19 protein-coding genes are annotated in these 19,854 nt (G+C 44.1%); 14 read left to right on the top strand and 5 right to left on the bottom strand.

Features of this window, described 5'->3' with window-relative positions; translation table 11 throughout:
• Positions 1 to 49: 49 nt before the first annotated feature.
• The 5 genes from AAEO50_RS09355 to AAEO50_RS09335 are packed head-to-tail and all read left to right on the top strand — an operon-like array spanning position 50 to position 3,994.
• A complete protein-coding gene (locus tag AAEO50_RS09355) occupies positions 50 to 1,039 on the top strand; it encodes an iron ABC transporter permease (RefSeq protein ID WP_341982830.1) in 990 nt (329 codons plus the stop codon).
• Between the two features lies 1 nt (position 1,040).
• A complete protein-coding gene (locus AAEO50_RS09350) occupies positions 1,041 to 2,096 on the top strand; it encodes an iron ABC transporter permease (RefSeq protein WP_341982828.1) in 1,056 nt (351 codons plus the stop codon).
• 15 nt (positions 2,097 to 2,111) lie between these two features.
• Positions 2,112 to 2,927: an ABC transporter ATP-binding protein gene (locus tag AAEO50_RS09345; RefSeq protein WP_341982826.1), complete on the top strand. Its 816-nt coding sequence runs from the start codon at positions 2,112 to 2,114 to the stop codon at positions 2,925 to 2,927.
• Positions 2,924 to 3,697 carry an IucA/IucC family C-terminal-domain containing protein gene (locus AAEO50_RS09340; protein WP_341982824.1) on the top strand — a complete coding sequence of 258 codons (774 nt, stop codon included), beginning with the start codon at positions 2,924 to 2,926 and terminating at the stop codon, positions 3,695 to 3,697. Before AAEO50_RS09345 ends, AAEO50_RS09340 begins: the two co-directional genes overlap by 4 nt.
• Before the next feature lie 33 nt (positions 3,698 to 3,730).
• The gene (locus AAEO50_RS09335; RefSeq protein ID WP_341982822.1) at positions 3,731 to 3,994 is read left to right on the top strand and encodes a DUF2573 family protein; all 264 of its coding nucleotides are present in this window, start codon (positions 3,731 to 3,733) and stop codon (positions 3,992 to 3,994) included.
• Between the two features lie 429 nt (positions 3,995 to 4,423).
• On the opposite strand, the gene AAEO50_RS09330 is transcribed toward AAEO50_RS09335, so the two are convergent.
• Both AAEO50_RS09330 and AAEO50_RS09325 read right to left on the bottom strand, forming a co-directional pair.
• Entirely contained in the window at positions 4,424 to 4,786 is a 363-nt protein-coding gene (locus AAEO50_RS09330; RefSeq protein ID WP_341982820.1) for a spore coat protein, read from the bottom strand.
• A gap of 16 nt (positions 4,787 to 4,802) precedes the next feature.
• Positions 4,803 to 5,066, bottom strand: coding sequence for a hypothetical protein (locus AAEO50_RS09325; protein ID WP_341982818.1), 264 nt, complete (start codon positions 5,064 to 5,066; stop codon positions 4,803 to 4,805).
• Between the two features lie 296 nt (positions 5,067 to 5,362).
• Between AAEO50_RS09325 and AAEO50_RS09320 the strand changes: the two genes are divergently transcribed.
• Entirely contained in the window at positions 5,363 to 6,283 is a 921-nt protein-coding gene (locus AAEO50_RS09320) for a proline dehydrogenase (protein ID WP_341982816.1), read from the top strand.
• A gap of 191 nt (positions 6,284 to 6,474) precedes the next feature.
• Positions 6,475 to 8,142 (top strand): potassium/proton antiporter, encoded by a 1,668-nt coding sequence (locus AAEO50_RS09315; protein WP_341982814.1) that lies wholly within the window; start codon positions 6,475 to 6,477, stop codon positions 8,140 to 8,142.
• Between the two features lie 91 nt (positions 8,143 to 8,233).
• On the opposite strand, the gene AAEO50_RS09310 is transcribed toward AAEO50_RS09315, so the two are convergent.
• Positions 8,234 to 9,181, bottom strand: a complete 948-nt coding sequence (locus AAEO50_RS09310; protein WP_341982812.1) for a bile acid:sodium symporter family protein — start codon at positions 9,179 to 9,181, stop codon at positions 8,234 to 8,236.
• A gap of 172 nt (positions 9,182 to 9,353) precedes the next feature.
• Here AAEO50_RS09310 and AAEO50_RS09305 point away from each other — a divergent pair, with 172 nt between their 5' ends.
• Positions 9,354 to 10,052 (top strand): YetF domain-containing protein, encoded by a 699-nt coding sequence (locus AAEO50_RS09305; RefSeq protein ID WP_341982810.1) that lies wholly within the window; start codon positions 9,354 to 9,356, stop codon positions 10,050 to 10,052.
• A gap of 15 nt (positions 10,053 to 10,067) precedes the next feature.
• Positions 10,068 to 10,775 carry a DUF421 domain-containing protein gene (locus AAEO50_RS09300; RefSeq protein WP_341982808.1) on the top strand — a complete coding sequence of 236 codons (708 nt, stop codon included), beginning with the start codon at positions 10,068 to 10,070 and terminating at the stop codon, positions 10,773 to 10,775.
• 29 nt (positions 10,776 to 10,804) lie between these two features.
• Here the strand turns inward: AAEO50_RS09300 and AAEO50_RS09295 are convergent, their stop codons facing one another.
• Together AAEO50_RS09295 and AAEO50_RS09290 are read right to left on the bottom strand one after the other, a co-directional pair.
• A complete protein-coding gene (locus tag AAEO50_RS09295; RefSeq protein ID WP_341982807.1) occupies positions 10,805 to 11,431 on the bottom strand; it encodes a hypothetical protein in 627 nt (208 codons plus the stop codon).
• Positions 11,432 to 11,923: 492 nt separating this feature from the next.
• A complete protein-coding gene (locus AAEO50_RS09290; RefSeq protein WP_074440089.1) occupies positions 11,924 to 12,058 on the bottom strand; it encodes a YuzL family protein in 135 nt (44 codons plus the stop codon).
• A gap of 343 nt (positions 12,059 to 12,401) precedes the next feature.
• Here AAEO50_RS09290 and AAEO50_RS09285 point away from each other — a divergent pair, with 343 nt between their 5' ends.
• The 5 genes from AAEO50_RS09285 (at position 12,402) to AAEO50_RS09265 (ending at position 19,574) form a co-directional block, all read left to right on the top strand.
• Positions 12,402 to 14,786: a 3-hydroxyacyl-CoA dehydrogenase/enoyl-CoA hydratase family protein gene (locus AAEO50_RS09285; protein ID WP_341982803.1), complete on the top strand. Its 2,385-nt coding sequence runs from the start codon at positions 12,402 to 12,404 to the stop codon at positions 14,784 to 14,786.
• Between the two features lie 34 nt (positions 14,787 to 14,820).
• Complete coding sequence (locus AAEO50_RS09280) at positions 14,821 to 15,999, top strand: acetyl-CoA C-acetyltransferase (RefSeq protein ID WP_341982801.1); 1,179 nt, start codon at positions 14,821 to 14,823, stop codon at positions 15,997 to 15,999.
• A gap of 373 nt (positions 16,000 to 16,372) precedes the next feature.
• Positions 16,373 to 18,157, top strand: a complete 1,785-nt coding sequence (locus tag AAEO50_RS09275; RefSeq protein ID WP_341982799.1) for an acyl-CoA dehydrogenase family protein — start codon at positions 16,373 to 16,375, stop codon at positions 18,155 to 18,157.
• 299 nt (positions 18,158 to 18,456) lie between these two features.
• On the top strand, positions 18,457 to 19,239 hold the full coding sequence (locus AAEO50_RS09270; protein ID WP_341982797.1) for an SDR family oxidoreductase: 783 nt from the start codon (positions 18,457 to 18,459) through the stop codon (positions 19,237 to 19,239).
• Between the two features lie 32 nt (positions 19,240 to 19,271).
• Entirely contained in the window at positions 19,272 to 19,574 is a 303-nt protein-coding gene (locus AAEO50_RS09265; protein WP_341982795.1) for a metalloregulator ArsR/SmtB family transcription factor, read from the top strand.
• Positions 19,575 to 19,854: the final 280 nt, after the last annotated feature.

Below are 19,854 nucleotides of genomic sequence, written 5' to 3'. Positions count from 1 at the left end.
AAGTAGGTAATAAGATTTTAATTTAAACAGTGACCTGAAAGGTAAACATATGATTAAAACGCAAAAGCAATTCATTTTATTTTTAGGGACGACCTTTTTCCTTTTAGTATGTATCGGGATGAGCATCGTCTATGGATACACAGATACATCTTGGAAACTGGCAATTGAAGCATTTACCAACCCTAACCAGTCGACTGAACATTTGGTATTGCAGACAATCAGGCTTCCGAGGGCGCTGATCGCTGCGGTTGTCGGTGCATCACTCGCCATATCGGGTGTGCTCATGCAGACACTGACGAAAAATCCGCTCGCCTCACCGGGGATTTTCGGAATCAATGCAGGCGGCGGATTCATGGTGGTAGTGGCAGTGACATTGTTCGGGGTATCAGACCTTCAGGCATTTACCTGGCTTTCCTTTTCAGGAGCGGCGATTGCGGCCTTTGGGGTGTATGCGATCAGTGCCGCCGGTAATAATGGACTGACACCGATGAAGCTGACACTTGCAGGGGCGGCGATCACTGCCATGTTTTCTTCCTTTACTCAAGGATTGCTGGTACTCGATGAATCAGCGCTCGAACAAGTGCTGTTCTGGCTCGCCGGATCTGTACAGGGCAGAAGCCTGGATATTTTGACCGGTGTTTTCCCATACATCCTCATAGGATGGATCGGGGCTCTCATACTCGCCGGTAAAATGAATATATTAGCTATGGGTGAAGATGTAGCCAAGGGATTGGGATTGAAAACAAATCTGATCAAATTCCTTGCGCTATTGATTGTCGTTCTGCTCGCGGGAGGATCTGTCGCGATTGCAGGACCGATCGGGTTCATCGGAATTGTCATCCCCCATCTGGCCAGGAAGGTTATAGGTGTCGATCACAAGTGGCTCATTCCTTATGCAGGCTTATTGGGCGCGGTGCTTTTGCTCACTGCCGATATTGCCGCACGCTACATCATCATGCCCCAAGAGGTGCCGGTGGGAGTCATGACCGCTGTCATCGGCGCACCATTCTTCGTGTATGTGGCCAGGAAGGGGTTCTAGAATGAATAGATTCATAGGAAAACGATGGTTTAAAGATCGAATTTCTTTTCTGATAGATTTGTCTGCTATGAAAAAAGTGATGATAATGGCGCTTTTAGTGCTGCTTGTGTTGATAGTCAGTACAGGAATAGGGGATATGAAGATTGCCCCTTGGAATGTGGTCAGTGTCTTTTTTGGAGGGGGCACGAGTCTGGAACAGCTGGTTGTGAAATCTTTCCGGCTGCCCCGTATCATCATTGCCCTCCTTGCAGGGATGGCCCTGGCGGTGGCGGGCGGAATATTACAGGGAATGATCAGAAACCCGCTTGCTTCTCCGGACATTATTGGAATAACAGGGGGAGCAGGGGCGGCGGTCGTCGCATTTTTGACGATTTTCAGCAATGAAGACGGCACGCTGCCGGTCAGTATTCAATGGATGCCTGTGGCGGCCTTCATAGGTGCTGCAGTGGTCGCATTTTTGGTTTATTTTCTTGCATGGAAAAAAGGAGTATCACCTGTCAGACTTGTCTTGATTGGTATCGGGATATCGGCCTTGACGCAGGCGGTGACTACACTTCTGATGATCATGGGCCCTATTTACAGGGCGAGCCAGGCAAATATCTGGATTACCGGGACAGTGAATGGATCTGATTGGCAGGATGTAGGAATCCTCTTGCCATGGAGTATCGTGTTCATACTTATCAGCTTTTTTATCACACGCCAATTGAATATCCAGGAACTTGGGGAGGAGCTCGCCAAGGGAGTGGGAGGAAACGTTCAACGGCAGCGATTCTTTCTTCTCCTGATGGCAACGGTACTGGTAGGCGGGGCCGTTTCCTTTGCAGGCGGCATTGGTTTTGTCGGCTTGATGGCTCCACATATGGCCCGGAGAATGGTAGGGTCTTCGTACGGCGCACTGCTTCCGGCCTCTGCCTTCATCGGGGGCATCCTTGTGATGCTCGCTGATTTGATCGGCCGTACGCTATTTCTTCCTCTAGAAGTTCCTGCAGGTGTATTTACCGCTGCGATCGGTGCACCATATTTTATTTATCTGCTATTTAAAACGAGAAATTCTTAAGGAGTTGGCCGCAAAATGAGCATGCTGCAAACAAAAGACTTGACCCTTGCTTATGGTGAAAGAACGATCATCGATGAACTGAATATTGAAATTCCAAAGGGAGAAATCACCGTATTCATCGGTGGGAATGGATGCGGGAAATCCACGCTTCTGCGTTCCATAGCACGGTTATTGAAGCCGAAGCAGGGGTCTGTACTTTTAGAAGGGGATGCCATTGCCAAGTTATCCACCAAAGAAGTCGCGCGTAAAATGGCCATTCTTCCCCAGTCGCCTGCAGCTCCTGAAGGACTGACCGTCCTGCAGTTGGTAAAGCAGGGGAGATATCCCCATCAGACGTGGCTGAAACAATGGTCGCATGAAGATGAAGAAATCGTCCAGAACGCACTGAAGGCAACCAAAATGGAAGAGCTTCAGCACCGCAAAGTCGATGAACTTTCAGGCGGACAGCGCCAGCGTGCCTGGATCGCACTCACCCTTGCACAGGATACGGATATCATTCTATTGGATGAGCCTACTACCTATTTGGATATGACTCATCAAATCGAGATTCTCGATTTATTGTTTGAGTTGAACGAAAAGGAAGACCGGACGATTGTCATGGTGCTTCATGATTTGAATCTTGCCTGCCGCTACGCTCATAACATTGTGGCCATCCGTGACCAGAAAATTTATGCACAGGGTAAACCTGAAATGATCATCAGCTGTGAATTGGTGAAGAATGTCTTTGATATGGATTGTCAGGTAACGAGCGATCCGCTATTCGGCACCCCGCTTTGCATCCCGTTTGGAAAAGGCAGATGCATCCTTAAACAGATAGGTGAACCGGTATGAATCCTGCTTCATTATCGGATGAACAATGGGCACTGTTGAATCAGTACCGCTTTCAAAAGTGGGATCCGTCGGATGCTGATGGAACCGGGGCCAGTCTGCTTTTAGAGGATGGTGAAATGGTCCGATATTTGGAAGACCGATTCTCTTTGATGGGAGCGGATGACCTGAAGACAGCCGGGTCCCTTTTTATGAAGCGTTATGCGTTTGTCGCAGCACTGGGGATGCTGGCTATGACTTTTTGGAACAAGAAACTGAACGTTTCACCAGATAATCTTTTGCTCGTTGATCACGTGAACGATAAGGGTTTGTGGCTGCCGCAAATCTGCTTGAAGGATACGAGCGTACAAGAATTTACATCCTGGTCTGAAAAAGAAGAGTTTATCCGTTCTCTGTTCAGTGAACACCTTGATCCATTCATCGGAGTCATGAAACGCTCCGTTAAGCTTTCCAATCTGATCCTGTGGGAAAATATTGCTGTCTATCTATTCTGGATTTATGAAAACGATGAGCTTATCACGGATGAAAACATACTGGTTAAAAAAGAACGCGACTTTGCCCGATTGTTAAGTGATGAAAATAGTCACTGGTTCGGAGCGTATAATAAGAATCCTTTGAACAGATATTATACTGAAAAAGTACGTGTCGAAGGTCTTGATGATAAAATCCGCGTACGCAAGACATGCTGCTTTTCATATCGGTTGGAGAATGGCGAACAATTCCGCTGCAAGAGCTGTCCACAGACTTGTAAGGTGAAGCGGATGGTTTTCTAGAGAAGATCATTAACTAAACGGGAGGTCCTAATCATGAGCGAATTTCCGGAACAATTTGACGCATTGCTGGATAAGTACACCGAGCTCCTCCTCGGGGAGACATCTGATGAGAAAAAAGAAATGGTGACCCAATATGCACTCTACACGTTCATTGCCAAAAACATGCCTGCCCTCGTAAAGCATTGGAACTCACTTCATCCGGACGGAAAAGAAGAGATGAAGAATATCATCGTTGAAATAAAAAAGTTGAATGAAGCGCACCGAGAAGAGTTGAATCGTAATAAGAAGGATGACTAGCCGGTTTTTGGCTGATAGGTGTTGAAAGTACCCGGGGATGGGTGCTTTTTTTTGTGGAGTTAATCCCCTTGGAATGAGGCAGGTGCTGGGGATGGAGTGTTGTTCCATGTAGGGGTGTGGAGTACATAAAGAAAATTCGACAAGTTGCTTGAAAAACGGGGAAAGTGGATTGTATTTCTGAAAAGGGGATCGTAAATTTGGAAAGTGGCTTGTATTTTTAAAAAGTGGCTTGAATATCCGGAAAAATGGCACGTATTTTACACAAACGCGGAATGCTGCGGGTAAAGACAGCCCGTGTTTTATAAAAACAGTCAATTTCACTTCAAATCCGATTAAATCCAGCCATTTTCAATAGTAAATCGAGCCCGCCACAGTCTTTTTCCCCAATTCAAAAAGCGGTTCTCAAAAAAAGAGAACCGCCATCTGATTCTATTGAAGCGGTCCGCCGCCAGCAGTTGTCCCATATGGGAACTGGGAGGAGTACTGCTGATGCTGCTGATAGGACTGCTGGATTTTTTGGCTGTCTTCAGCTTCAAGCTTGTACCAGCCTTTACGGAACATTTCATTATATAACTCGCGCTGGGCGTTCTGCGTTTCATTGAAAATCGTCAATAAGTCTTGATACAGTGCTTGGTGACTTGCTTCATTTAGGGCTGTGCAATAAGAAGCAGTCATGTATTTTTCATGCGACAGGACGTCTGTAATGAAGTCGCGATCATTCATTTGCGGAGTGGACGGGACTTGAGTCTTCGGGTTTTGGATTTTTTGCTGATTTTGATTTTGCTGGTTCATATTGTTCGTCTCCTTTCTACATCATGCCTTGATTCGGGTTGGTTGTGTTCAAGTGCGCCAATAATTGTTCATAATGACGCTGATGCATTTGGCCGCACTTATCGAGTTCTGCTTTAATTTCCTGATCTTGGCACTGAGTAGCTGCAAAATGACACTTTTTCATGGCAGTCAGGTTCCATGCAAGCATGTCATTCAAGTATAGAGAATCCTTTGTCGTTAACATTTGTGGCGGCTGCGTATATGTTTGCTGCTGATTACCTTGTTGAGGCTGTTGCTGCATAATTTATTCCTCCTTCATGGTTGCTGGAATTATAGGTATATATGCCTGATTGCTTTATCCAGGATAAAACAATTTTAAGGCTTCAACAAAGGTTATTCTGCCTATTTTCATGCAGGTTATACACCGCTTACAAAATTCGATAATATTCTACCAAGAAAGTAACAAAAGTATATTCAAAACGTTTAATAGGTGATAAAATGTTGGTAAACAGAATACTACTCGAAGCCTTTTCTTTTTATCAAATGAGAAAACGTTTTCATAGTATGACATATATGTTCTTTCAGGGAGGTAGCAACATGGAGCAAGCAATGCGTAATTTCTTTTTATTCCTTTCTAAAAATAAGCCGATCACAAAATTGGCTAAGAAATATGGCCTACGTTTTGGCGCAGCCAGATTTGTAGCCGGGTCTTCAATCGATCAAGCGGTCGAAGTCATTCGTGAATTGAATAAACAGAATCTTGTGGTAACGATTGATTATTTGGGTGAGTTCGTCGATAACGTAGAGGAAGCCAATGAAATGGCCCTTGAATGTGTAGAAGCCGTGCGTGCCATAGGCAGAGAGAAGTTACAATCTCAATTATCGCTCAAGATGACTTCTATGGGTCTTGATCTGAAAGAGGATGTCGTTACAAAGAACATGAGGATGATTCTTGAAGAAGCCAAGAAACATGACGTCTTTGTAACCATCGATATGGAAGATTATTCACGATGCGGAAAGACGCTCGAAATTTTTAAAACACTAAAGTCGGAATATGACAACATTGGTACGGTTATTCAGGCTTATCTTTATAGAACAGAAAAGGATATGGAAGAGTTAAATGCGTATTCCCCGAATCTGCGTCTTGTGAAAGGGGCATATAAAGAGTCGCCTAAAGTTGCATTTCCTGATAAAAAAGATGTTGATGAAAACTTTAAGAAAATCATCAAGATGCATATGCTGAATGGAAATTATACGGCGATCGCCACTCATGATGATAAGATCATTGAATATACGAAGAAGCTTGCTGAAGAACATAATATCCCGCGTGATCAGTTCGAATTCCAGATGCTCTTTGGCATCTGTGTAGAGCGTCAGCACGAACTTGTGAAGGAAGGCTACAAAATGCGCGTCTACGTCCCGTATGGTACTGACTGGTACGGCTATTTCATGAGACGTCTGGCTGAACGACCGGCTAACGTGGCATTTGTTCTGAAAGGCGTTATGAAAAGTAAATAAAGGAATGAAACTTCACGGATGAAATGGCTGTGAAGTTTTTTTCTATGAAGGAGAGGTTAAGCTAAGTGTTGTCAGCCCAGAGGTATGTTTAACATTGCGGTCCAACTGAATTCAGCAGGCACATCGATTGTTACAACTTTCACAATATAGTATGATTATTCTATCATCATTCTTTAATTCGAGGCGATCACATGGAATTTTCGATTGAAAATGTTTCAATGCTTTTAGCCCTCCTTCTCCTAATCGGAGTCATTTTTGCCAAGTTTTCCTCCCGTTTAGGAGTTCCCTCTCTCATTCTCTTCATCGTTGCAGGAATGATTTTAAATACATACTTTTTCTTTGATAATGCTCATATTACACAATTTATCGGAACCATCGCCCTGATTATCATTTTGTTTGAAGGTGGTCTCCAGACGAAGTGGAGCAATGTGAAAAGTGTCTATAAACCGGCCCTTTCACTGGCTACTATAGGAGTTCTGATCACGACTCTTTCAATTGGTATAGCAGCTAAGTTCATTTTGGAGGTGAGCTGGCTTGAGGGTATGCTATTCGGGGCGATTGTAGGATCCACCGACGCTGCTGCCGTCTTTTCTGTGTTGGGTAATAAAAACATCAAATCAAGAATTTCATCCACGCTTGAGGCAGAATCGGGAAGCAACGATCCGATGGCAATCTTTTTGACTGTAGCCTTTTTGCAACTGATCCAGTTGCCTAATTTGAATCCATTCAATTTAGTATTATCCTTCTTCTGGCAGATGGGGATGGGGCTTGTTCTGGGGGCACTATTCGGAATGGTTTCTGTTTGGATCATCAACAAAATCAACCTGGACTCTTCCGGTTTGTATCCCGTACTCTCGGTTTCACTCGCTATTTTGACATATGCCCTTACCTCGATCATCGATGCCAGCGGACTGCTTGCCGTTTATGTCATGGCCATCATTGTTGGAAACCGGGAATTAACCTACCGCCATTCGATCATTAAATTTAATGAAGGTTTCGCCTGGATGCTGCAGATCGTCATGTTCATCCTGCTGGGCTTGCTCGTGTTCCCCCAGCATCTTCCAGGAATCGCCCTGCAGGGAATACTTTTGTCTGTTCTACTGATTTTTGTTGCGAGACCTTTAGGTGTCTATATCAGTCTTGCTTTTGATAAAAGCTTCAGTGTAAAGGAGAAGTTCTTTATCTCGTGGGCAGGTCTGAAAGGGGCGGTGCCGATCGTACTGGCAACGTTTCCGATGGTGGCAAATTTAGAAAACAGCGAAATCATCTTTAACGTTGTTTTCTTCGTCGTCCTATTATCCGCACTTGTACAGGGGACGACGATTACCCCTTTGGCTAATTACTTCAAGCTTGCTGGAAAAGATAAACCGCCGCTCGCTCACACGCTTGAGCTGGTCAGTATCGGAAAGACAAACAACGAAATGATTGAAGTTCATATCAATCAGGATGCTTATATCACCGGAAAGGCAATCAAGGAAATCGAACTCCCGGAAAAGACGTTGATTTCAGCGGTCATCCGGAGGAATGATTTACTCACACCGACAGGGGATACGATCATAAAGGCTGAAGATACCTTATATGTACTTGCGAATAAGAGCCAGCGGAAGAACATTAACCAGCTGCTGAATGCAAAGAAAGAATCTCTTGAAACAGAGCACGGAGACAGCAAAAAGTCTGGAAAAACCGACGTGCTCAGTGAACATAACATGGACACGTCACCAGAGGAATCCGTGACGTATTCACATGAAAATGGCAAGAAGCTTGAAAACCCTGAACAAGGTAATTTGCAAGAGTATACCAACATAGATCAGACAGAATCCAAAACCGGCACAGACAGTCAATCAGAAAGCAAATCGTAGTCGAAATCAAATTTTCAACATAATAAATAAGGACCACACATCTGTCTGCCATGTGTGGTCCTTTTAATGTAAAGATCAAACCTGAAATTGGTTATGCTTTGACTCTCAATTCATACCGGTGAAAAAGAAAGCCAAAGAAAGAAGCGAGCACTTGCTGAAAGAGCATGCCGATCACGACTGGTACTGCAACGGCAGCGGGAAAGTATTGAACTGCGATGACAGCCCCTGCACTGATGTTCCTCATTCCGCCGGTGAATAACAGGCTTGCTTTCGTATCCCTCGATTGTTTAAGCAGGCTGCCAAGCAGCCATGCCAGTGCAAACCCAGAGATAGCAATGAACAGTACGGTGAAAGCAATCAGGAAAAGTTTAAGACTGATATCTTTTAAATATGGAGCGACAGCCGAACTGTTGATGGCAACCACCACCCCGATTCCGATTTTAGTAAAGGGTGATAAATGTTTCCCGACTGTGTCCTTGATGCTTCCTTTTGTCAGATGATTACAAAGCATTCCGATGATGGAAGGAATCACGACCATCCACAATAAACCGCTCATGATGTTCCAGCTGTCCATTTCAACCTTTTGTCCGACAATCAGAGACAGGCTGGCCGGCACGATGAAGGGGGAAAGGATTGTATCGACGAGAATGATGGAAAGGGCGAGACCGATGTTCCCCTTATAAATGGTCACCCATACGAAGCTTGTGATCCCGGTCGGAATAACCATCGCAAGCAGTAAGCCCGTCACTGTGAGCCCATCCTCAGGAAAGACGATGCTTCCCATCCCGAACGCCCAAAGCGGCATGATGATATGAAGGATGAGGAGCGAAGTCAAAAGGGGCAGCGGGAATTGAACGGCCCGCTTAACGGAATGGAAATTTGAGCTCAAGGACCCGGAAAATGTCATAAATGCGAATACCCAAGGCACTATGAACGTTAAAGGTGATAGGTATGGAGCAAACAAAACCCCCATTAATACAGCAGAAGGTGTAATGAAAGGCATGAGTTTCTCCAATTTCTTATTTACTACCTGCAGCATGAAAAACGCTCCTAAAAAGAAAATAGAATAATAGAATCATCATATCATTTTTTGGCGTGCTTTTGATGAAAATGGCTTTAAGAAATGGAATTAATGAAACCGATGTATTGTCAGAGGTGAACCAACAAACAATAAGAGAAAGGATTGTGGAACTCGAAAAGGGGGAAGTGCAGTGGAATGGAAAGATATACTGTTTAAAGCAGAAGAATTGAATTATATAGAATTGTTTCTCCGAACGACAATTCTATATTTTGTCCTTTTCCTTGCTGACAAATCACTGGGCTTTAGACAGCCGGGCATATTAACACCTTATAATTTCCTTGTGGGGGCGGGGATCAGTCACATTGCAGCTTCACGAATGGTACAGCCTGAATCCCGTCCAATCGACGCCATCGCAATAATAACCGTTTATATTATCATTATACTGCTGCTTTCCTACAGTTATTTAAAATTTTCACCCTATTTTGCATCAAAAAGACAGACTGTCATCGTAGAAAAGGGAAAGGTCAACAAAAAGAATATGAAAAAGACCTTGCTGACCATTGATAATATGCTTTCAATCCTGAGACAGAAGGATGCCTTCGATTTGGAAAATGTGGAATATATGATTGCAGAGCCAAACGGGGATTTCAGTGTGGCTAAAAACAGAAATGGCCTGCCAGTAACAAAGGCTGCAATGCAAGTTCCGATGACCACAAAGCAGTTGTCAGATATCGTCATTTACGAAGGCAGGATTGACAAGAACATATTAAAGAAAAGGAAGCTGGATGTGAACTGGATCATGGCAGAATTGGACAGGCAGAACATTTCAGGATTGGAGAAAGTTTATATCGGGCTTCTGACTACAACAGGTGAACTTTACATCAACTAGACGGGAGGGTTAAAGATGACGGAAATATTTGGGAGGGTAGAGGAGATCACGTTGGCCGGATTTCTGATCAGAACGGTGATTGTAGGGTGTGTGGGGTATCTAGTCGGGAGAAGTGTGTACAAGCGAGCCGTCAATCAGCTGACCACCTACGATTTTGCACTTATATGGATACTTGGGGCCATTACCGTATCACCCGTACTTGATGGAAAGGTTTCGTTCACTTATATGATTGTGCCACTGCTCACCCTTTTCTTCTGGCATACCGCATTCAGTTTCATCTCTATGAAATATAGAAAGTTCGGCTTCTTTTTTAATGGAAAACCAGCCATTTTGATAGACAATGGAAAAGTGGTAGTGAAAAACCTGAAACGACAGTTTATTAGTGTTGATTTGCTTTTATCTGAATTGAGGATACAAAATATTTTTGATGTGAGCGAAGTGAAATATGCGATATTGGAGCCGAATGCCCATATATCCGTCATAATGTTTGATGCCGGATCACCCGTTACCCCTGCCGATATTAAACTCAAAGTCAAACCTTCAAACCTCCCGCTGATTATCATAAATGAAGGAAAATTCATCCTTGAAAATCTTGTAACAGCGGGGGTTGATGAGAAATGGGTACTGAATCAACTGAATATGAAGCATGTAAAGGAAATCAACTCCGTCTTTCTTGCCACCTTGGACAGTTCAAAAAAAGTATATCTATTAAAAAAAGGATGAAACCCCTTGGATTTCAACCTTTCTGGCGTTTATTCAGTTGGAACCGCAGCTTTAGAATATGAATTTTTCTCAAACAACTGCTCGAAAATTGGATACATATATTGAACTACGAATCCTAATAGAACCGTTACAAGAATCGTCCCGATACCGATATCCCCTTTAAATAAGAAGGCAAGTGTCAATGCAAATCCCTCAGAGAGGATTCGCGAGTTTCGAAGATTCAATCCGAAGCGGGTATGAATCGCCACCATAAGCGTGTCCATTGGACTGGCAGGGAATTTGGCTTGAAGGTAAATGGAGACACCTAACCCAACTGTCAAAATTCCAAGTCCAAGGGCAATAAATTGATTGACCATCATCACTGGAGCAAAGTCAGCCAAGACAATCAACAGCCAGAAATCAATTAACAGGCCAATGACAAAAATCGTCAATGTCGCCAGTACATCTGGACGTTTTTTCATAATAATGGCGTTGAGAACGATCAACACAATCCCATTAACAAAAACCGCTGTGCCGACCGTGATGCCGAACATCCTGGACTCACCCACCGCAAGAGCATCCCAGGCAGAGGCCCCTAGCCCGGATTTTATGATCAACGATACACCCATCGTCAAAATGAATAATCCTATCGTAAAAAATACAGATCTCTTCATCATCGTATTTTTCTCTCCTTATCTGTAAACGTTATCAAAATAATCAGCTGCCTCTCAAAACAATTAAAGTAGGAGGTCTGACAACCAAATGCAATACACATAGTTTACTCGAAAACGTACAGGGAAGCAAAGTTAATTTTTGCATTTCAGCATAATTGTTCAGTTTGGTTTGGTGACTGTGCTTCAGTGCTTTATCGCAGCGAGAAACGGGCCTTTAGGGATTCAGTGGATTGTTTCCATTTATTTCTAAAGTCAGCATATATCTAAATAATTCAGCATAAATGAAAAATTTTCAGCATATATCCGAAAAAGTCAGCATATAATGATATTTTTACGCATAAAACGAAAAAAGTCAGCATAAACCCATTCCGGTGGGAAAGAAGTTGGTTCATCAGCCGAAATCACATACAGATTAACCTTAAAATCACCACTCAATCTGAAAATTGAACAAAAAAAAACAATCACAGGAGCCCAAAAGACGCCTGTGATCATCCTTTATTGCTTTTTAAATTGATTGTTTTGACTGTTTACTTTACCGCCGCCGTCAGCTTCGACTGTCGGACCGGCATTACCTTTTACGCTGGCAGCACTGACTCCTGCTCTTGAAGGATCTTTTTTGCGTTTTGCCATGAAAAAACACCTCCATTCATAAAATGTCCCAGAGGGAAGGAGATTATGACCTTTAAATTTTGGGACTTGGTTCAAGAGAATATCCATCACAATTGAACTTCACCACGAATTTAAGCATATAAGTAAACAAGAGAAAAAATTTTGTGAAAATATTCATTTTTAAACGTTTAAATATTGCGATATTTTAGAAAATCCGATATATTAGAGATAACAGAAATTCAATCGGGTCTTTTTTTTGACCGAAAAATGAATGAGTGTTCATTCAAATCCACTCCGGACTGCTTAATCAGACCGGTTATTCATTCAAACCATTATCATAGTGCAAACAAAGGGGGAAAACACATTGACTCGCAGAATTCAGAAAGCTGCAGTGTTAGGATCAGGAGTTATGGGTTCGGGAATTGCAGCACATTTAGCGAACATCGGTATTCCGACAATGTTATTAGACATCGTGCCACGCGAATTAACAGACGAAGATAAAGCAAAAGGTCTTACAGAAGAAAGTAAGGCGTTTCGTAACCGTTTGAGTGAAAACGCTTTAAAAAAGCTCTTAAAACAAAAACCGGCTCCTTTGACATCAAAACAAAACCTATCATTGATTACAGCGGGTAACTTTGAAGATGATATGGAGAAAATCAGCGAGTGCGACTGGATCATCGAGGTCGTTGTTGAAAACTTGGATATTAAAAAGAAAGTATTCGAACAGGTTGAAAAACATCGTAAACAAGGCAGCCTCGTCAGCTCCAATACTTCAGGGATTTCAATTGAGGCAATGGCAGAAGGCCGTTCAGAGGATTTCCAAAAAAACTTCCTCGGAACTCACTTTTTCAATCCGCCTCGTTACCTGAAACTTCTTGAGGTCATTCCGACTAAGAAAACGGATCCAGAAGTAGTGAACTTCATGAAGACATTCGGTGAAGATGCACTCGGTAAGGGCGTTGTATTTGCAAAAGATACACCGAACTTCATCGCCAATCGCATCGGGACATATGGATTATTAGTAACGGTACAGGAAATGCTTAAAGGCGGCTACAGCGTCGGAGAGGTTGATTCCATCACAGGCCCGGCAATCGGCAGACCGAAAAGTGCCACCTTCAGAACGCTTGACGTCGTCGGACTTGATACATTCGCACACGTTGCCAAAAATGTCTACGACCAGGTGGATGGCGAAGAGAAGAAAGTATTCGAAGTACCGGCATTCATGCGGAAGATGCTTGATAACGGCTGGCTGGGAAGCAAGAGCGGGCAAGGGTTCTTCCTGAAGCAAGGTAAAGAGATCCTTGAATTGAATCCCGAAACACTTGAGTATGAGCCTCGTAAAAAGCTGAAAACAGCCTCTATTGAAATGAGCAAGAATGAAAAGGGACTTCCGAATAAAATCAAGTCGCTTGTCTATGCGAAAGATAAAGCCGGCTCACTGCTTTGGAATATTATATCACCGGTGCTCACCTATTCCGCGCAGCTGCATGGAGAAATCGCAGATGACATCGTTGCCATCGACCGCGCAATGAAATGGGGATTCGGCTGGGAGCTTGGACCTTTTGAAACGTGGGACGCCATCGGTGTTGAAAAATCCGTCACACGTATGAAGGAAGAAGGCGTAACCGTACCGCAATGGGTAGAAGAGATGCTTGAAGCGGGACACACCCATTTTTACAAAGAAGAAGACGGCGAATTGTATTTCTACCACAATGGAGAATACAAGCTTGTTGAGCGTAACCCTAAAGTAATCGACTTGAAGCTTCTGAAGAAACAAGGGAAGCTGATCAAGAAAAATACCGGAGCAAGCCTCATCGATATCGGAGACGGCGTGGCACTTCTTGAGTTCCACTCTCCAAATAACGCAATCGGCCTGGACATCATCCAGATGATCAATTTCGCGGTGGATGAAGTGGAGAAAAACTTCAAGGGGCTTGTCATCGGAAATCAGGCGAAGAACTTCTGCGTGGGGGCCAACCTCGCCATGATCCTGATGGAAGCGCAGGATGATAACATTTTTGAAATCGACATGGTGGTGCGTCACTTCCAGCAGGCTATGATGAAAATCAAGTACTCCTCTAAACCGGTTGTCGCAGCGCCATTCGGCATGACGCTCGGCGGAGGAAGCGAAGTCTGTCTGCCGACTGCACATATTCAAGCCTCAATGGAAACGTATATGGGTCTTGTAGAAGTCGGTGTCGGCCTGATCCCGGGCGGAGGAGGAAACAAAGAGCTTTATATGAAGCATTTGGCGAACCTTCCTAATGGTGTCGAATTCGATCTGCAGAAGGTAGCGAACAAAGTGTTTGAAACGATAGCAATGGCAAAAGTGTCGACATCAGGAGATGAAGCAAGAGACACCAACTTCCTCAGCAAAGCTGACGGTGTGAGTGTAAACGGCGACCACTTATTATATGATGCGAAACAGGCTGCCATCGCCCTTTATGAGAGCGGCTATAAAGCACCGATCCGTAAGAAGGTCCCAGTAACAGGGGAAACAGGTTACGGAACACTTTTACTGGGAGCACAATCGATGTATCAATCAGGCTTCATTTCAGAACACGATCTCCTGATCGCAAAGAAACTGGCATACGTGATTGCCGGCGGAAAAGTGCCATTTGGAACAGAAGTCGATGAACAATACTTATTGGACCTTGAAAGAGAAGCATTCCTGAGCCTGATCGCTCAGCCGAAATCACAGCAAAGAATGCAGCACATGCTTGTTAAAGGAAAGCCATTACGCAACTAAGCATATAAACCAATTCAGAAAGCGGGGGAACATCATGCGTGAAGCAGTCATAGTGGCTGGTGCCAGAACACCAGTCGGAAAATCAAGAAAAGGGTCATTGGCAGGAGTGAGACCGGATGACCTTGGTGCCCTTGTCGTAAAAGAAACATTGAAGCGTGCAGGGAACTACGAAGGAAATATCGACGATTTGATTATCGGATGTGCGATGCCGGAAGCCGAACAGGGATTGAATATGGCAAGAAACATCGGAGGCCTTGCAGGGCTTCCAAGCTCGGTTCCTGCGATTACGATCAATCGTTATTGTTCATCAGGATTGCAGTCGATCGCCTATGCAGCTGAAAAAATCATGTTGGGGCATTCTGATACAGCAATCGCCGGTGGAGCGGAATCGATGAGTCTCGTACCGATGATGGGTCACGTGGTGCGTCCGAATGCAAAGCTTGCTGAAACGGCTCCTCAGTACTATATGAGCATGGGCCATACGGCAGAGGAAGTGGCGAAGAAATTCGGCGTGTCCCGTGAAGACCAGGATGCTTTTGCAGTGAGAAGTCACCAGAAAGCGGCAAAAGCGATAGCAGAAGGGAAATTCAATGATGAAATCGTCCCTGTGGATGTTGTTCAGCGCTCGATAAATGCAGAGAACAAACTTGTTGAAAAGACATTCCAATTTTCTAAAGACGAAGGAGTTCGTGCTGAAACGAGTTCAGACGTTCTTTCGAAATTGCGTCCCGCGTTTAATGTAAGAGGCTCGGTGACAGCAGGGAACTCTTCTCAAACAAGTGACGGAGCAGCAGCCGTCATGGTGATGGATCGTCAAAAGGCAGATGGACTTGGCCTGCAGCCGATGGCGAAATTCAGAAGCTTTGCTGTAGCTGGGGTTCCACCTGAAATCATGGGGATCGGACCTGTCGAAGCGATCCCGCGTGCACTGAAAATGGCAGGTCTTGAACTGTCGGATATCGGGCTATTCGAACTGAACGAAGCATTCGCTTCCCAGTCGATCCAAGTCATCCGTCAGCTTGGACTGGACGAAGACAAAGTGAACGTAAACGGCGGAGCCATCGCACTCGGACACCCGCTTGGCTGTACCGGTGCAAAATTGACCCTGTCACTCGTTCACGAAATGAAACGACGCAACCAGCAATTCGGAATCGTCACCATGTGTATCGGCGGCGGAATGGGAGCAGCCGGGGTATTTGAACTGATTGGTTAAGAGATATGTTGACTTGAAAATATCCAGCTTTTAATAGTTCTTTCTAGAAGATTCATTGATTTAAGTGAATCTAGCTGTGGATTGGAGTGCAAGACGAAGACTCCTGCGGGAAAAGCGGTGCTAGTGAGACTTGTCTAGCTACGGGGATTAGAGGCACATGTCATAAGTCAACTCGTCCAAGAAGGCAAAGAACGCCTTCATGGCCGAATCGCCTTATGCCACCCGCCTCTCTTCCAAGCCCCTCCGCTTTTCCGACCCGCAGGCTTGCCGAGGAGGCTCACCGCCCGCCCGCGGAAAGCGTAGTCTTGCATGGAAATCAACAGCGGAGTTTAAGGGAACCTTCCATAAAAAAAACGTTAAGGGGATGTCAATAATGGCAAATCAAACTGATAAATTGATTAAGGGTGGAAGTTTTTTAATTGAAGATGTGAGCTTTGATCGGGTATTCACACCGGAAGAATACTCTGATGAACAAAAAATGATCGCGAAAACGACTGAAGACTATGTATTGAATGAAGTGGTACCTGTCATCGACAATCTTGAAAATCATGAGTTCGATCATTCTGTGCGTCTATTGAAAGAAGCAGGGGACCTTGGCCTCTTGGGAGCGGATGTTCCTGAAGAGTACGGCGGACTTGGCCTTGATAAAGTCAGCTCAGCATTGATCGCAGAAAAAATGTCCCGTGCAGGCGGATTCTCCATCTCCCACGGCGCACATGTCGGGATTGGTTCACTTCCAATCGTTCTTTTCGGAAACGAAGATCAAAAGCAAAAGTATCTTCCTGCATTGTCGACAGGTGAGAAACTTGCAGCTTATGCATTAACAGAGCCAGGCTCAGGGTCGGATGCACTCGGTGCGAAAACGACTGCGAAACTGAACGAAGCGGGCACTCACTATATTTTAAATGGTGAAAAGCAATGGATCACAAACTCTGCATTCGCTGATGTATTCGTTGTATATGCAAAAATAGACGGCGAGCATTTCTCTGCCTTCATCGTTGAAAAAGATTATCCTGGCGTATCTACAGGTCCTGAAGAAAAGAAAATGGGAATCAAGAGTTCCTCTACAAGAACATTGATCTTGGAAGATGCTGAAATTCCTGCAGAAAACCTTCTCGGTCAGGCAGGAAAAGGCCATATCATTGCATTCAACATTTTAAATATCGGCCGCTACAAGCTTGGAGTGGGTGCTGTCGGAGCAAGTAAACGTGCCTTTGAAGTAACCGTTCAATACACAAATCAACGCCAGCAATTCAAAACCTCAATTTCTTCTTTCAACCTGACGAAAGAAAAATTAGCAACAATGGCAGCAAAATTATACGCAGCTGAAAGCTCCGTATATCGAACTGTAGGATTATTCGAGGACCGCATGAGTAAGCTTACTGATGAAGAGATCAAGAACGGAACGGAAGTAGCGAAGTCAATCGCTGAATATGCAATCGAGTGTTCACTCAATAAATTCTTCGCAACTGAAGTACTGGACTATGTGGTCGACGAGGGGGTTCAGCTTCACGGCGGTTACGGATTCATGCAGGAATATGAAATCGAAAGAATGTACCGCGACTCCCGTATCAACCGTATCTTCGAAGGAACAAACGAAATCAACCGCCTTCTTGTACCGGGGACATACCTGCGTAAAGCGATGAAAGGTGAGCTGCCGCTTCTTCAAAAAGCACAGGCGCTTCAGGAAGAATTGATGATGCTTATGCCTGAAGAAGTTGGCGACGAGCCATTGGCGCAAGAAAAGTACCTTGTGAAAAATGCAAAGAAGATCGGCTTGATGCTTGCTGGATTAGCGGCTCAGAAGTTCGGCAAGGCACTCGAAAAAGAGCAGGAAATCCTTGTGAACATCGCAGATATCGTATCGAATGCATACGCAATGGAATCTGTCGTCCTTCGTACAGAAAAAGCGCTTGAAAAAGCAGGGGCTGAAAAAGCGAAGCAAAAGCTTCTATACACACAGATCTTCTGTCAGGAAGCTTTCAATGAAATCGAAGCGCATGCAAAAGAAACACTTGTGGCGACAGAACAGGGCGACACACTGCGCATGATGCTTTCAGCACTCCGCAAATTCACGCGCCACACACCGATCAATGTGATCGCAGTTAAGCGTGAAGCGTCTGAAAAGCTGATCGATGCTGAGAAGTATGTTGTTTGATAAGTAAATTATTGGCAAGAGAAACGGACCTCCGATCGGCGGGGGTCTGTTTTTATTTATTTGGAGGAACTATTTGGGGCGAGTTGTTAATCCACTCTGATATTCATTTAATTCCATCACACCGACTCATGATTCAATCACAAACTCCATTAATTCAATCAACAGGTCAAATTCTTAAATAGCAGTTTTCGAATGTCCTTACCTGTTCTCTTGACATATCCCTGTATATTAATTATTATATGTTTAAACACTTAAACGTTTAAGTGTTTAAACATAATAAATTAAGGGGGTAATTATATATGAAAAACAAAACCGTACTGATCACAGGAGCATCAAGTGGAATAGGGCTTCATTTCAGTCATAAATTTGCTCAAGCGGGCCATAACGTGGTCCTTGTGGCGAGAAGTGAAGATAAGCTGCTTTCTCTTGCAACAGAATTAGAAGGGAATTACAACATCAAAGCGCATGTAATCAAAGCAGATTTAGCAGAGATGGGAGCATCCCGTGTCATTTATGAACAAGTTACATCAAATGACATTGAAGTTGATATTCTCATTAACAATGCCGGTTTTGGGTTGTTCGGTGAGTTTGAACAGACTGAGATCGAAAAAGAAGTAGAGATGATTCAAGTAAACATTACAGCCTTGACCGAACTTAGCAAGTATTTTGGAAAGGAAATGGTGAATCGGAAGAATGGACAAATCTTGAACGTGGCTTCAACTGCAGCCTTTCAGCCGGGACCGTTAATGGCAGTGTATTATGCCACGAAAGCGTATGTCCTTTCATTATCAGAGGCACTGGCTAATGAATGGGAGGAACACGGAGTCCAGGTGATGGCACTATGTCCGGGAGCTACTAAAACAGGGTTCAGTGATACAGCACAACTACAAGAATCAAAACTCTTCCAGTCGGGAGTCATGACTGTTGAAGAAGTAGTAGAAGAAGCGTATAAGCAAATGGCCCATCAAAAGAAGGCAGTGATCATACCAGGATTTAAAAATAGAATGCTCGCCGGGTCCATTCGATTCATGCCGCGTAAAATGGTCACAAAGATTGTCCGCAAAGTCCAAGAACGTATATAATATAAGGGAATGAAATAGAAAGGGAGAATATTATGGGGCAAAAAGCCATTGATACATTTCGTGCTTGTACTCCTTTATTTCAAGCATTAAGTGATTCGTATCGGCAGGACATCATTGTCCTTCTTGCTGAAAAAGAACCGCTTACGGTCAATCAAATCACTGAGCATCTGACACTATCGCGGCCAGCCGTCTCCCATCACTTAAAAATACTGAGAGATCAGCAGCTCGTATCCCTTGAACAGAAAGGGACAAAGCGTTTCTATTCATTAGAGCTTGATCATGCGGTTGAACTTCTAAAGCAACTGGTGGGTACAATTGAAAATCACTGCGAATAAACCTTCTGTAAAAGAAGGAAAATAACGAAGGCTGTCGAATGTAGTCTAGTGGATGGTTCAAATCTGCCCATCCCATGCTGATGGATTTATTTCGTTTTCCTTTTTTTTGGAAATTGTATAATTTTTAATTTGTTCCAGCTGTTGATTGGAGTGCAAGACGAAGACTCCTGCGGGAGTAGTGGCCAATGTGAGACCTGTCTAGCTCTGGGGCTTAGAGGCACATGTCATAAGTCAAACCGACCAAGAAGGCAAAGAACGCCTTCGTGGCCGATTCGCCTTA

The organism is Rossellomorea oryzaecorticis (assembly GCF_038405515.1).
Lineage (GTDB): Bacteria > Bacillota > Bacilli > Bacillales > Bacillaceae_B > Rossellomorea > Rossellomorea oryzaecorticis_A.
This window is presented reverse-complemented; position numbering and strand designations above follow the sequence as displayed.